Annotated in this window: 10 protein-coding genes; 7 read left to right on the forward strand and 3 right to left on the reverse strand. The window is 68.3% G+C overall.

The genetic code is table 11. The features are described 5' to 3' along the window. Positions 1 to 4: 4 nt before the first annotated feature. Positions 5 to 601, reverse strand: a complete 597-nt coding sequence (locus O3I_RS28055) for a TetR/AcrR family transcriptional regulator (protein ID WP_014986384.1) — start codon at positions 599 to 601, stop codon at positions 5 to 7. A gap of 93 nt (positions 602 to 694) precedes the next feature. Here O3I_RS28055 and O3I_RS28060 point away from each other — a divergent pair, with 93 nt between their 5' ends. Further along, on the forward strand, positions 695 to 2,122 hold the full coding sequence (locus O3I_RS28060) for an FAD-dependent monooxygenase (protein ID WP_014986385.1): 1,428 nt from the start codon (positions 695 to 697) through the stop codon (positions 2,120 to 2,122). Positions 2,123 to 2,129: 7 nt separating this feature from the next. Here the strand turns inward: O3I_RS28060 and O3I_RS28065 are convergent, their stop codons facing one another. Continuing rightward, on the reverse strand, positions 2,130 to 3,155 hold the full coding sequence (locus O3I_RS28065) for a heme o synthase (RefSeq protein WP_424769555.1): 1,026 nt from the start codon (positions 3,153 to 3,155) through the stop codon (positions 2,130 to 2,132). Positions 3,156 to 3,791: 636 nt separating this feature from the next. On the opposite strand from O3I_RS28065, the gene tkt reads away from it, so the two are divergent. The 6 genes from tkt (at position 3,792) to O3I_RS28095 (ending at position 12,855) form a co-directional block, all read left to right on the forward strand. After that, positions 3,792 to 5,933, forward strand: coding sequence for a transketolase (tkt, locus tag O3I_RS28070; protein WP_014986387.1), 2,142 nt, complete (start codon positions 3,792 to 3,794; stop codon positions 5,931 to 5,933). A 6-nt stretch (positions 5,934 to 5,939) separates the two neighbouring features. Further along, positions 5,940 to 7,070: a transaldolase gene (gene tal, locus O3I_RS28075; protein ID WP_014986388.1), complete on the forward strand. Its 1,131-nt coding sequence runs from the start codon at positions 5,940 to 5,942 to the stop codon at positions 7,068 to 7,070. A 4-nt stretch (positions 7,071 to 7,074) separates the two neighbouring features. Further along, a complete protein-coding gene (zwf, locus tag O3I_RS28080) occupies positions 7,075 to 8,634 on the forward strand; it encodes a glucose-6-phosphate dehydrogenase (RefSeq protein WP_014986389.1) in 1,560 nt (519 codons plus the stop codon). Next, positions 8,631 to 9,539: a glucose-6-phosphate dehydrogenase assembly protein OpcA gene (opcA, locus tag O3I_RS28085; RefSeq protein ID WP_014986390.1), complete on the forward strand. Its 909-nt coding sequence runs from the start codon at positions 8,631 to 8,633 to the stop codon at positions 9,537 to 9,539. The genes zwf and opcA overlap by 4 nt, the downstream gene beginning before the upstream one ends. Then, complete coding sequence (gene pgl / locus O3I_RS28090) at positions 9,532 to 10,305, forward strand: 6-phosphogluconolactonase (protein WP_014986391.1); 774 nt, start codon at positions 9,532 to 9,534, stop codon at positions 10,303 to 10,305. Before opcA ends, pgl begins: the two co-directional genes overlap by 8 nt. A gap of 333 nt (positions 10,306 to 10,638) precedes the next feature. Continuing rightward, entirely contained in the window at positions 10,639 to 12,855 is a 2,217-nt protein-coding gene (locus O3I_RS28095) for a thiamine pyrophosphate-dependent enzyme (protein WP_041562922.1), read from the forward strand. Positions 12,856 to 12,902: 47 nt separating this feature from the next. Here the strand turns inward: O3I_RS28095 and O3I_RS28100 are convergent, their stop codons facing one another. Beyond that, complete coding sequence (locus O3I_RS28100) at positions 12,903 to 13,883, reverse strand: hypothetical protein (RefSeq protein ID WP_014986393.1); 981 nt, start codon at positions 13,881 to 13,883, stop codon at positions 12,903 to 12,905. Positions 13,884 to 14,000: the final 117 nt, after the last annotated feature.

Here is a 14,000-nt window from a genome sequence, read left to right on the forward strand (position 1 = left end):
GGGTTCAATAGTCGCGGCCGGTGAGGCCGCGGTAGATGAAGCGGGTCAACCCGTCGACGGCCTGCCGGTCGGTGAGTTCGACGGTGCCCTCCTCCACCGCCTGGAGCAGGCCCGTGGTGAGCAGGAACATCATCGCCAGGCTGGCGTCCGGGGTACTGGGCAGGGTCGGTCCGTCGGGCCCGAAGCCGGCCAGGTGGTCGGCGATGTCACGACGCTGCTGGATCGCGAATTGCCCTGCCTGCCTGGCGAATTCCTCGTTCACCAGGGCTGCCTGCTGAATCGAGCGGAAGACCGCCCAGTGCTGCCTGGCCGCGGCCCAGTACTGCTCCACGTGGAAGTGGATCGCCGCCGGATCGGTGAAGTCCGGGTTGTGGTCCGGGCCTTCCGCCGTCACGTCGCCTTGCGTCGCCACGTCGTTCAACAGCGCCTGGAGTAGCTCCTCCTTGCCCGCGAAGTGGTTGTAGAACGAGCCGGCCGCGCGATTGGCGGCCGTCGTGATGTCGGCGATCTTGGTGTTCAGGTAGCCGCGCTCGGCGAACAGCCGCAATGCGGCAGCCTTCAGCGCGTGTTCGGTTTCGGCCGACTTCTCTTTGCGACTCATCGACACCCGCACCCACCTCCTCTTGACAGGCAACCTACCAACTCCAATACTGAATTCGCATTCATTGAATCTCAATTCATCTTTGGAGGAATCGTGCCCGACCAGGTGCTCATCGCAGGCAGCGGCCCGACCGGACTCACCCTCGCCATAGATTTGGCCCGGCGCGACATCCCGGTACGGATCGTCGACCAGGCCGCCGAGTTCTTCGCCGGTTCGCGCGGCGACGGCATCCAGCCGCGCACGCTCGAGGTATTCGACGACCTCGGTGTGCTCGACGCGGTGCTCGCGGCCGGACGGTCGGCACCGATCATGCGGGTCCATCTCGGCGGCGAATTCATCGGCGAGCGGATCATGCGCGAGCCGGTCGACCCGACACCGGCCGTCCCCTACCCCAACGCCTGGATGCTCGGCCAGTCCAGGACCGAGGCGATCCTGCGCGATCGGCTCGCCGAACTGGGCGTACAGGTCGAACTCGGCACCGCGCTGGACATTTTCACCCAGGACGCGACCGGCGTCACCGCGACCCTGCACCGCGACGGCGTCGCGGAGACCGTGCGCGCGGCCTACCTGGTCGGCGCCGACGGCGGTCGCAGCACCGTACGCAAGACGCTCGGCGTCGCATTCGAGGGCTCGACCGACGAGTCGATCCGGATGCTGCTGGGCGACGTCCGCGCCGACGCGCTCGATCACGAATATGGCTACTGGTTCGCGGCGGCCGATCGGCCGATGGCCGGAATCGCACTGTCCCCCTTGCCCGGCGGGCGGCAATTCCAGTTCGCCGCCCCGCTGGACGACGACGCCGAACCGACCCTCGCGGTGCTGCAGGAGTACCTCCACCGCTATTCCGGACGCACCGACGTCACGCTCACCGACCTCACCTGGGTCACCGTGTGGCGGCCGAATGTCCGGTTGGCCGCACGCTTCCGGGACGGCCGGGTGTTCCTGGCCGGGGACGCGGCACATGTGCACCCGCCGACCGGCGGGCAAGGGTTGAACACCGGCATCCAGGACGCGTACAACCTCGGCTGGAAGCTGGCCGCCGCGCTACACGGGGACGAATCACTGCTGGACAGCTACGAATCCGAACGCCGCACGGTCGCGGCGCGGGTGCTCGGCGTCAGCTCCGCACTGCTCGACAAGCTGAAAGACGGCGACGAGGACGCGATGGAACGCGGCCCGGAGACACAGCAATTGGATATCAGCTACCGGGATCCGGCCGCGCACGGGCCGCTCGTCCCCGGCGATCGCGCGCCCGACGCACCGCTGAAAGACCTGGCGGGCAAGCCGATTCGCCTGTTCGACCTCTTCCGTGGTCCGCACGCGACCGTGCTGTGCTTCGGCGAAACCGGTGCACTGCCCGCGATTGCGGACGCTGAGGTGTACGCGGTGGTGCGGCCCGGGACCGCAACGCAGAACCGGCACGTCATCGATGTCGAGGGCCACGCGTTCGCCGCTTATCACGCGGTCGACGGCACCCGGATCACGGTCCGGCCGGACGGTTACCTCGGTACCCGTGCCTGAATCGGCCTCAGCCGAAGAAGCTGCCGATCGTATCCCAGCCGAGTACCGAATCGACCGCGAGACCGCAGAACACCACGGCCAGATAGTTGTTCGACTGCAGGAACAGCCGCAGCGGCTTCACCGACTCGCCGCGCCGCACGCCCGCGTACAACTGGTGCGCCATGAGCAGGAACCACGCGCCGGCCACCAGCGCGACGGCGGCGTAGACCACGCCGGTGGCGGGCACCAGCGCCAGCGTGGTGAGCACGGTGAGCCAGGTGTAGATGACGATCTGCTTGGTCACCGCCTGCTCGGTGGCCACGACCGGCAGCATCGGCACGCCCGCCGCGCGGTAGTCCTCCTTGTAGCGCATGGCCAGCGCCCAGGTGTGCGGCGGCGTCCAGAAGAAGATGACACCGAACAGGGCGATCGCGGGCCAGCCGATGCCGCCCGTCGCCGCGGACCAGCCGACCAGGGCGGGCATGCACCCGGCCGCGCCGCCCCACACCACGTTCTGCGAGGTGCGGCGCTTCAGGCCGAGGGTGTAGACGAAGACGTAGAACAGGATCGTCGCGACCACGAGCGCGCCCGAAAGCAGGTTCGCCTGCCACCACAGCCAGGCGAACGAGGCCACGCCGAGCACGACGCCGAACACGAAGGCGTGCGAGGTGGGCACCGCCTCCCGGGCCAGCGGGCGCTTCGCGGTGCGCTTCATCACCTTGTCGATATCGGCGTCGGCGACACAGTTCAGCGTGTTCGCGCTCGCCGCGCCCATCCAGCCGCCGAACAGGGTGACCAGGATGAGCCGGATGTCGATGGTGCCGCGGTCGGCGAGCAGCATCGTCGGGATCGTCGCGACGAGCAGCAATTCGATGACGCGCGGCTTGGTGAGCGCGATGTAGGCGAGCACTCGTCGCATCACTCGGGACGGCAGGCCCGGTCCGGTGAACCGTTCGGTCAGCACCGTCGGAGCGGAGCCGTGCGCGCCATTGCCACCCGGCTGTTGCCCAATCCGCACTGTTTCTCCTCGCACGCTGTGCATCGCCTCCGGCATGGACCAAGCAGCGCGCGCGTTCCCGCTGTGCTGGATGCGCGAGACCTGGACATACGTCCGCCTCGGCGCCCCTTCAGCCGATGCGGCGCGGCTACTACTACAGAGGATGGTAGACCCCCACCGACCCCGCCCTTTCCAGAGCCCCAAGCAACCGGACCCGAATTGTGGTCCACCACACCACCGCTTGCACACCCGACACCAACCAGCCCACCCAACGCCCCCACCACAGAGCAAGCCCGACGAGCGACCCGTTCGCGGCCGTCTCGCATGCGCGAAACCACCCATCTGCTCGCACACACCGCGCCCCCACCGCTTGCACACCCGACACCAACCAGCCCACCCAACGCCCCCACCACGGAGCGAGTCTTACGAGCGACCGTTCGCGGCCGTCTCGTTTCTCAGCTGTCGAAGCGCATGCGCCGCAGGCGCGAGTCTCGACAGCTGAGAAACGAGACAAAGGGGCCGCGAACCCCGCCGCGCCCGCGCGGCATTAAACACAGGGTTACTCTCATGCCGCTCATGGGGCACATCTAGGGTGGTTGGGGTACACACCCGGTATGCACACCGTCGCTGCCGCGCGTTCATCGCCGCCAGCAAGCCGCCGTCGACGAAACCAATGTCAGGAGAACCTCGGTCGTGTCAGTCACAGACGACATCCGCGCCCTCACTCAGCCGAACCACCCGGACGACTGGACGGATCTGGACACCAAGGCCGTCGACACTGTCCGAGTGCTTGCCGCCGACGCGGTGCAGAACGCCGGGAACGGGCATCCCGGTACCGCGATGAGTTTGGCGCCGTTGGCCTATTCGCTCTATCAGCGCACCATGCGGATCGATCCGAGTGATCCGTCGTGGGTCGGCCGGGACCGTTTCGTGCTGTCCTGCGGGCATTCCAGCATCACCCAGTACATCCAGCTCTACCTGGCTGGTTTCGGCTTGGAGTTGGATGATCTGAAGAACCTGCGCAAGTGGGGTTCGCTCACGCCGGGTCACCCCGAGTTCCGGCACACCGACGGCGTCGAGATCACCACGGGCCCGCTGGGTCAGGGTCTGGCTTCCGCGGTCGGTATGGCGATGGCCGCACGCCGCGAGCGTGGGTTGTTCGATCCGAGCGCCGCGCCGGGCACCAGCCCGTTCGATCATTTCATCTATGTCGTCGCGTCCGACGGTGACATGGAGGAGGGCGTCACCTCCGAGGCGTCGTCGCTGGCGGGCACCCAGCAGCTCGGCAATCTCGTGCTGATCTACGACGACAACAAGATTTCCATCGAGGACGACACCACCATCGCGTTCACCGAGGATGTCGCCAAGCGCTACGAGGCGTACGGCTGGCACGTGCAGGTGGTCGAGGGCGGCGAGGACGTCGTCGCCATCGAGGGTGCGCTGGCGGCCGCGAAGGCCGAACTCGATCGCCCATCGATCATCGTCCTGCGCACCATCATCGGCTACCCGGCCCCGAACAAGATGAACACCGGCGCCGCGCACGGCGCCGCGCTGGGCGCCGACGAGGTGGCCGCCACCAAGAAGGTGCTCGGTTTCGATCCGGAGCAGACCTTCGAGGTCGCGCCCGAGGTCATCGCGCACACCCGCAAGGTGGTCGAGCGCGGCCAGGCGGCGCACGCGCAGTGGCAGCAGCAGTTCGACAAGTGGGCGCAGGCCAACCCGGCCGGCAAGGAGCTGTTCGACCGGCTCGCCAAGCGCGACCTGCCGACCGGCTGGGCCGCGAATCTGCCGACGTACGAGGCGGATCCGAAGGGCATGGCCACCCGGAAGGCGTCCGGCAAGGTGCTCGCCGCGCTCGCGCCGGTGCTGCCGGAGCTGTGGGGCGGCTCGGCCGACCTGGCCGAGTCCAACAACACCACGATGCCCGACACCCCGAGCTTCGGCCCGGAGTCGATCTCGACCGGCATGTGGAAGGCCGATCCGTACGGCCGCACACTGCACTTCGGTGTGCGCGAGCACGCGATGGGCGCGATCCTGAACGGCATCGCGCTGCACGGTCCGACCCGTCCGTACGGCGGCACCTTCCTGGTGTTCAGCGACTACATGCGCCCCGCGGTCCGGCTGGCCGCGCTGATGCGCGTGCCCGCCATCTACGTGTGGACGCACGATTCGATCGGCCTCGGCGAGGACGGTCCGACGCATCAGCCGATCGAGCACCTCGCCGCGCTGCGCGCGATCCCCGGCCTGAACGTGGTGCGCCCCGGTGACGCCAACGAGACCACCTACGCGTGGCGCACCATTCTCGAGCGGGACAGCAGCGAGCACACCTCGCACTTCTCCGTCTCCGAGCCCGCGCACCAGGACGGCCCGTCGGCGCTCGCGCTGACCCGCCAGGACCTGCCGATCCAGGAGGGCACCAGCTTCGAGGGCGTGGCCAAGGGCGGCTATGTGCTCGCCGAGGCGTCCACCGGCACACCGCAGGTGATCCTGATCGCCACCGGTTCGGAGCTGCAGCTCGCCGTCGCGGCCCGCACTACGCTGGAGGAGCAGGGCATCGGCACCCGCGTGGTCTCGATGCCGTGTGTGGAGTGGTTCGACGCGCAGGACAAGGCGTACCGGGACGAGGTGCTCCCGCCGTCGGTGGGTGCGCGAGTCGCGGTCGAGGCCGGTATCGCGATGCCGTGGCACCGGTTCGTCGGTGACGCGGGCGAGATCGTCTCGATCGAGCATTTCGGTGCGTCCGCCGATTTCAAGACCCTGTTCCGCGAGTTCGGGATCACCGCCGAAAACGTCGTTGCCGCCGCGCAGCGCACACTCGAGAACGTGAAGGGATAAGCGCTCATGGCACAGAACGAGAATCTCGCCGCCCTCTCCGCGGCAGGTGTGTCCGTATGGCTCGACGACCTGTCCAGGGACCGGATCCAGTCCGGCAATCTCGCCGAGCTGATCGCCACCCGCAGCGTGGTCGGCGTGACCACCAACCCGACCATCTTTCAGGGCGCGCTGAGCCAGGGGCACGCCTACGACGGACAGCTGAAAGAGCTTGCCGCCCAAGGCGCCGACGCCGACGCCGCGATCCGCATCATCACCACCGACGACGTGCGTTCGGCCTGTGACGTGTTCACCGAGGTGTTCGAGGCGTCCAACGGCGTGGACGGCCGGGTCTCGATCGAGGTCGACCCCCGCTTCGCCTTCGACGCGGACAAGACCGTCGCACAGGCCATCGACCTGTGGAAGACCGTCGACCGGCCGAACCTGTTCATCAAGATCCCGGCCACCGAGGCGGGCCTGCCCGCGATCAGCAAGGTGATCGCCGAGGGCATCAGCGTGAACGTCACGCTGATCTTCTCGGTCGCGCGTTACCGCGCGGTGATGGGCGCCTACCTCGACGGTCTGCGCAGCGCCAAGATCGCGGGTCACGATCTCGGCAAGATCCATTCGGTGGCTTCGTTCTTCGTGTCCCGGGTGGACACCGAGATCGACAAGCGGCTCGAGGCGATCGGCACCGAGGAGGCGCTGGCCCTGCGCGGGCAGGCCGGTATCGCCAACGCCCGCTTGGCTTATGCCGAATACCAGGACGTGTTCGACGGCGGCAAGCACACCTCGACCTACAACCACCTGGGCGCGGCGGGCGCGAACCGGCAGCGGCCGCTGTGGGCCTCGACCGGCGTGAAGAACCCGGAGTACTCCGACGTCATGTACGTCACCGAGCTGGTGGGCAAGAACACGGTGAACACCCTGCCGGAGAAGACGCTCGAGGCCGTCGCCGATCACGGCGAGGTCCGTGGCGACACGGTCAGCGGCACCGCGGCGCAGGCCCAGGAGGTCTTCGACAAGCTGTCCGCAGCCGGGATCGACCTCGACGACGTGTTCCAGGTGCTCGAGACCGAAGGCGTGGACAAGTTCGAGAAGTCGTGGGGCGAACTGCTTTCCGCCACGACCGAAGAGCTCACCGCGGCCGGGAACAACTGACCCGATGGCCGGCCCGAAAACCCAAACCTGGCAGAACCCGCTGCGCGACGAGCGGGACAAGCGGGTGCCGCGCATCGCGGGCCCGTGCAGCATGGTGATCTTCGGTGTCACCGGTGACCTGTCCCGGAAAAAGTTGATGCCGGCCATCTACGACCTCGCGAACCGGGGGCTGCTGCCCCCGGGTTTCGCGCTGGTCGGCTTCGCCCGGCGCGACTACGCGGACGAGGACTTCGCCGAGGTCGTGCTCGACGCGGTGAAGGCGCACGCGCGCACGCCATTCCGTCAGGAGGTCTGGGACCACCTGGCCGAGGGCATCCGCTTCGTGCAGGGCTCCTTCGACGACGACACCGCGTTCGCCACGCTGTCCGACACCTTGGCCAAGTTGGACAAGGATCGCGGCACCGGCGGGAATCACGCCTTCTACCTGTCGATTCCGCCGAACATGTTCCCCGTGGTGCTCGACCAGCTCTCCGAACACGGTCTCGCACAACCGACCACGACCGACGCGGCCGGTCGCAAGCCGTGGCGGCGGGTGGTGATCGAGAAGCCGTTCGGGCACGACCTGGAAAGCGCCCAGGAGCTCAACGAGCTGGTCAACCGGGTGTTCCCGGAGGAGACGGTGTTCCGCATCGACCACTATCTCGGTAAGGAGACGGTGCAGAACATCCTGGCGCTGCGCTTCGCCAACCAGCTCTACGATCCGATCTGGAACGCCAACTACGTCGACCATGTGCAGATCACCATGGCCGAGGACATCGGATTGGGCGGGCGCGCAGGCTATTACGACGGCATCGGCGCGGCCCGCGACGTGATCCAGAACCACCTGCTGCAACTGCTCGCGCTCACCGCGATGGAAGAGCCGATCAGCTTCCAGCCCAAGCAGTTACAGGCCGAGAAGATCAAGGTGCTCTCCGCCACCAAACTCGTCGAGCCGCTCGACGAGACGACGGCGCGCGGGCAGTACGCCGAAGGCTGGCAGGGCGGCGAGCACGTGGTGGGCTTGCTCGACGAGGAGGGTTTCGACCCGCAGTCGCGCACGGAGACCTACGCCGCGATCACCCTGGAGGTCGACACGCGCCGCTGGGCGGGCGTGCCGTTCTATCTCCGTACCGGAAAACGCTTGGGCCGCCGGGTCACCGAGATCGCGGTGATGTTCAAGCGCGCCCCGCACCTGCCGTTCGACCAGACCATGACCGAGGATCTCGGGCAGAACGCGCTGGTCATCCGGGTGCAGCCGGACGAGGGCATCACCACCCGGTTCGGGTCGAAGGTGCCGGGGTCGAGCATGGAAGTGCGCGACGTCAACATGGATTTCAGCTACGGCGAGGCGTTCACCGAATCCTCCCCCGAGGCCTACGAGCGTCTGATCCTCGATGTGCTGCTCGGGGTGCCGTCGCTGTTCCCGGTGAACGCGGAGGTCGAATTGTCCTGGAGCATCCTGGATCCGGTGCTCGAGCACTGGTCCACCGAAGGCAAGCCCGAGCCCTACGAGGCGGGCACCTGGGGTCCGGCCTCGGCCGACGAGATGCTCGCCCGCACCGGGCGGGAATGGCGGCGGCCATGATCATCGATATGCCGGACACCACCACCGGCGAGGTCACCAAGCGGATCGTGCAGCTGCGCGAGAGCAACGGCGTGATCACCATGATGCGGGTGCTCACCCTGGTGGTGTGCACGCTGGACAGCTCCGAGGCCGAGGACGCGATCGACGCCGCCAACGACGCCAGCCGCGAACACCCTTGCCGGGTCGTCGTTCTCGCGCGCGGTGACCGGGAGGCCGAAACCCGGCTGGACGCCCAGATCCGGGTCGGCGGCGACGCGGGCGCGGCCGAGGTGATCGTGCTGCGGTTGCAGGGCGAGCTGATCAATCACGAGAGCAGCGTCGTCATCCCGTTCCTGCTGCCGGACACCCCCGTGGTGGCCTGGTGGCCGCGCGGGGCCCCGGAGTTCCCGTCCAAGGACTCGGTGGGGCGCTTGGCGACTCGGCGCATCACCGACGCCACCTTCGCGGCCGATCCGCAGGCGACGATCAAGAAGCGGCTGGAATCCTATTCCACCGGCGATACCGATCTGGCGTGGAGCCGGATCACCTACTGGCGCGCGCTGCTCGCCGCCGCGCTGGACGAACCGCCGTACGAGCCGGTCGAATCGGTGCTCGTATCCGGGCTGCGCAACGAACCGGCCCTGGACATCCTCGCGGGCTGGCTCGCCATCCGCCTGGACTGCCCGGTGCGCCGCCGCTCCGGCGCGCTGAAGGTGGAGATCCACCGGCCGTCGGTGTCCGTCGCGATCGAACGCCCGCAGACCGGGCGCACCGCGACACTGACCCGCACCGGCGACCCTGACCAGCGAATTGCCTTGGCCCGCCGGGAAACTCGGGACTGCCTGGCGGAGGAGCTGCGTAGACTCGACGCCGATGAGATCTATGCAGAAGCTCTCGCCGGAATCGAGAAGGTGACCTATGAGTGAAACCGGAACGCAGGACAACGACACCTCCGCCAGCGACACCGTCGAGGTCCACGTGGACACCGACTCGCTGGTCGCCGCCGCGGCCGCCAAATTCGTCGACGTCGTGGTCGCGGCCCAGGCCGCCCGCGGGTCCGCCTCCGTGGTGCTGACCGGTGGCGGCACCGGCATCGGCCTGCTCGAGGTGGTTCGCAAGGCCCCCGGCGCCATCGACTGGTCCCAGCTCGACGTGTTCTGGGGCGACGAACGATTCGTGCCCGCCGCCGACGGGGAACGCAACGACCTGCAAGCCCGCCAGGCCCTGCTCGACCATGTCCCGGTCGATCCGGCCCGCGTGCACCCGGTCGCGGCCTCCGACGGCGAATACCCCGACCCGATCGAGGCCGCCGCCGAATACTCCGCCGCGGTCCACGCCTACCTCGCCGAACACGGCGCCTTCGACCTGCACCTGCTCGGCATGGGCGGCGAAGGGCACGTCAACTCGCTGTTCCCCGACACCGACGCGGTCCGCGAAGACCACGAACTCGTTGTCGCCGTGACGAATTCGCCCAAGCCGCCGCCGGTCCGGGTCACCCTCACGGTGCCCGCCATCCGCCGCACCCGCCACGTCGTCCTGGTCGTCGGCGGTGCCGCCAAGGCCGAGGCCGTCGCCGCCGCCATCGCCGGCGCCGACCCCGTCGACATCCCCGCCGCGGGTGCCGTGGGCCTCGAATCCACCACCTGGTTGCTCGACCAGCCCGCCGCCTCCGCGCTCCAACTCCCGGACTGAGTAGCGCACACCCCGCCGTCTTCCCGACTGAGGTAGCGCACCCCGCCGTCCCCCGGACGGCGGGGTTCCCTCACGAACGTTCCGTCGGCGCGCGGCCGCTGCCGCGCGCGTTTTGGTGTCGCGCGCGCGTGTCAGTCAAAGGACACGCGCGCGGGACGACAAAAGGTGCGCGGCGCGTCGAACACGATTCGCTACGGGGCTGTACGGTCCCAGAGCCGAGCGGCCGCCGGCAGTCCGGCTGCATATCCGGCGTTATGGTGTGGTGACAGGAAAAAGTTCGGCGGGATCTAGGAGGGCGCGCATAATCGTCGGCGGTGGGGATACAGTGGGGCCGTGAGCGAGCGGGAAGCTGTTTCCGGGGCGAGTCCGGGCAAGGTTCTTGACGAACGGTTTCGGGCGGCGGTCGGCGCATTGCCCGCGGGGGTGCGCCGCGCGGCGGGCCTCGAGGTCGCGCCGGGGGTCAGCGGGGTGACCCTGCTGGAACTGTTCGAGTCCCAGGCGACGAGCAGACAGCTGGATTTGGCCGCGCGGCAATTGGGGGCGAGCAAGCGGGGGTATTACAGCATCGGCTCGTCGGGGCACGAGGGGAACGCGGCGCTCGGATCGGTGCTGCGCGTGGACGATCCGGCGCTGCTGCACTATCGGTCCGGCGGGTTCTTCGTGCAGCGCGCCCGGCGCGTGCCCGGCCTCGACCCGATCCGGGACGTGCTGCTCGGCGTCGTCGCGGCGGCGGCCGACCCGATTTCCGGTGGGCGGCACAAGGTTTTCGGCAGCAAGGCCGCGAGCGTCATCCCGCAGACCTCCACCATCGCCTCGCATCTGCCGCGCGCGGTAGGTCTCGCGTTCGCCATCGATCGTGCGGCGCGGCTGGGCATTTCGAGCGAATGGCCGTCGGATGCGGTGGTGCTGTGCAGTTTCGGGGACGCCTCGGCCAACCATTCGACCGCGACCGGCGCGATCAATTCGGCGATCCACACCGCGCGGCAAGGGGTGGCGCTGCCGCTGCTGTTCCTGTGTGAAGACAACGGCATCGGCATCAGCGTGCCCACACCCCCGGACTGGATCCCGCAGGCGTACGGATCACGGCCCGGCCTGGCGTATTTCGATGCCGACGGCTGCGACGCCGTCGACGCGCTGACCACCGCGAGCGCCGCCGCCGACTGGGTCCGGGAGCAGCGTAAGCCCGCGTTCCTGCGGCTGCGCACCGTGCGCCTGATGGGTCACGCCGGCTCCGACGTCGAAGCCGCCTACCGCAAACCCGCCGACATCACCGCCGACCTGCTCCGCGATCCGCTCGTGGCCACCGCCCGCCGCCTCGTCGCCGCGGGCGTCGCCACCCCCAACGAACTCCTCGACCGCTACGACGCCATCGCCCACCGCGTCACCACCACCGCCGAAGAGGTCTGGCGCGAACCGAAGCTGGACTCCGCCCCCGCCGTGATCGCTTCCCTCGCCCCCACTCGTCCCGACCGGATCCGCACCGACGCCCTGCGCGCCACCACGGTGACGCCGAGCACGAAAGCCATTGTCGGCGGGGATGATTCGGTGACGCTCGGGCAGGCGGTCAATCGCACGCTGGCGCGATTGCTGACGCGGGATCGGGATGTGCTGGTGTTCGGCGAGGATGTCGGGCGCAAGGGTGGCGTGTACGGGGTGACCAAGGGGTTGCAGAAGCAGTTCGGGCGGCGCCGGGTCTTCGACACGTTGCTCGACGAGCAGAGCGTCCTCGGCACCGCGCTCGGTGCCGCGCTGGCCGGATTCGTGCCGATTCCGGAGATCCAGTATCTGGCGTATGTGCACAACGCGGCAGATCAGTTGCGCGGCGAAGCGGCCACCCTGTCGTTCTTTTCCGCTGGGCAGTATCACAATCCGATGGTGGTGCGGATCGCGGGCTACGCCTACCAGAAGGGTTTCGGCGGGCATTTCCACAACGACAACTCGATCGCCGCACTGCGCGATATCCCCGGCGTCGTTGTCGCGTCCCCGGCCCGCGCCGACGACGCCGCAGCCCTGCTGCGCACCTGCGTTTCGGCGGCCCGCGTCGACGGCCGCGTGTGCGTCTACCTCGAGCCGATCGCCCTGTACCACACCCGCGATCTGTATGAGACGGGCGACAACGGTTGGCTCGCACCGGTTTCCGACACCGAGCACGTCGATATCGGCCGCGCCCGCGTATACGGCGACGGCACTGATCTCACCATCGTCAGCTTCGCCAACGGCGTCCCGATGAGCTTGCGCGTCGCCCGTCGCCTCGCCGCGCGCGGCGTCCACGCCCGCGTCCTGGACCTGCGCTGGCTCTCCCCCCTCCCCGTCGACGATCTGCTCCACCATGCCCGCGCCACCGGCCGTGTCCTCATCGCCGACGAAACCCGCCGCAGCGGCGGCGTTTCCGAATCCGTCTACGCCGCCCTCCTCGACGCCTCCTTCGACGGCCGCCTGGCCCGAGTAACCAGCGAAGACACCTTCATCCCCCTCGGCCCCGCCGCCGACACCGTCCTGCTCGACGAAACCAAAATCGAAACCGCCGCAGGCAAACTCCTCGCCGAATAACCACGACAGCCACACCCTTTCTCGGGACTTACACCCCCTCTGAACGCTCAGAACGGGTGTAGATCCCGAGAAGGGGTGCGGATTCGCGCGGCTTGCTCGACGTGGCCGTCGGCAGGCGCGCGGCGGGCACGGGCCAGGGCCGCGCGGACGCGGCCGGCGACCTGGTCGGAGTCCAGGTCCGACCAGGTCCATCGGACGAGTTGGAACCCGCAGGCCCGCATGGCATCTTCGCGGACCTTCTCCGCGAAGACCACGTCACCGGCATCTTGCCCGGGACGGAGCAGACGACCGTATTTCACGCGGCCGTCGAATTCGCACAGCACGCCGGTGCCTTCGAAGTAGAAGTCGACGCGCCCGAGGAACTTGCCGTCGCCATCGAAAACGTTTCCCTGTGAGGTCGGTTCGGGCAGACCCGAGCGAGCCAGCAGTACCCTACTGCGGGATTCCCCCGCGCTCTCGGTGCGCCCATCCAGGAACGCGATCACTCGTTTGGCCGCCGCGATACCGGAACGCGACTTCGCCTGTTCGAGCTCGACGGCAAGCTCGTCGTCGGATAGACCGAAGTCGCGCAAGAGCACATCGCCGGTGACAACCGCGGATTCGAACGGCAGCGTACGAGCGAGATCGACCACCGTTCGAGCGGGCGTTGTGACCAGCAGCCCGTCGACCTCGGCGACGGCATCGAGCGGCACACAATGGATCTTGACGTCCGACTTGACACGGCCACCGGTCCGCCGATCCCGAGTAACGTGAACTTTGTCGAGCGGCACGCGCCACAGCGGCGCGCCGTACACGACGGCGGCGGATTGGTGGCTGATCGCAGTTCCCAGCGCCGCAACGGATGCGACAGCATCGATCAGGGTGCGATGCCTGCCGACCGGATCCAATTCCCGATAAGTCGCGCGATCGACATAGGCACCGCGCCGAAGACGGCACCAGTCACCGCCGGAATAGCGCTGCCGGATTTCTTCGTCGCTCAACCCGCGCCGCAGTTCGACACTTCGCCGATGCACACCCACCCGGTCCATGCCTCATACTCACCCCGCGCCACACCCCCACCCCACCTGGACCCCACCCGATGTGCACAACCCGCGCCTGTGGATAACCACGAGATCTACACCCTTTCTCGGGACTTACACCCCCTC

This window comes from Nocardia brasiliensis ATCC 700358, assembly GCF_000250675.2.
In the GTDB taxonomy this organism is placed as follows: domain Bacteria; phylum Actinomycetota; class Actinomycetes; order Mycobacteriales; family Mycobacteriaceae; genus Nocardia; species Nocardia brasiliensis_B.

What these genes read in the sequence shown, in the direction of transcription:
- O3I_RS28055 (WP_014986384.1), bottom strand. Translation starts at nt 601, where the DNA reads ATGAGTCGCAAAGAGAAGTCGGCCGAAACCGAACACGCGCTGAAGGCT.
- O3I_RS28065 (WP_424769555.1), bottom strand. Translation starts at nt 3,155, where the DNA reads ATGCCGGAGGCGATGCACAGCGTGCGAGGAGAAACAGTGCGGATTGGG.
- tal (WP_014986388.1), top strand. Translation starts at nt 5,940, where the DNA reads ATGGCACAGAACGAGAATCTCGCCGCCCTCTCCGCGGCAGGTGTGTCC.
- zwf (WP_014986389.1), top strand. Translation starts at nt 7,075, where the DNA reads ATGGCCGGCCCGAAAACCCAAACCTGGCAGAACCCGCTGCGCGACGAG.
- opcA (WP_014986390.1), top strand. Translation starts at nt 8,631, where the DNA reads ATGATCATCGATATGCCGGACACCACCACCGGCGAGGTCACCAAGCGG.
- pgl (WP_014986391.1), top strand. Translation starts at nt 9,532, where the DNA reads ATGAGTGAAACCGGAACGCAGGACAACGACACCTCCGCCAGCGACACC.
- O3I_RS28100 (WP_014986393.1), bottom strand. Translation starts at nt 13,883, where the DNA reads ATGGACCGGGTGGGTGTGCATCGGCGAAGTGTCGAACTGCGGCGCGGG.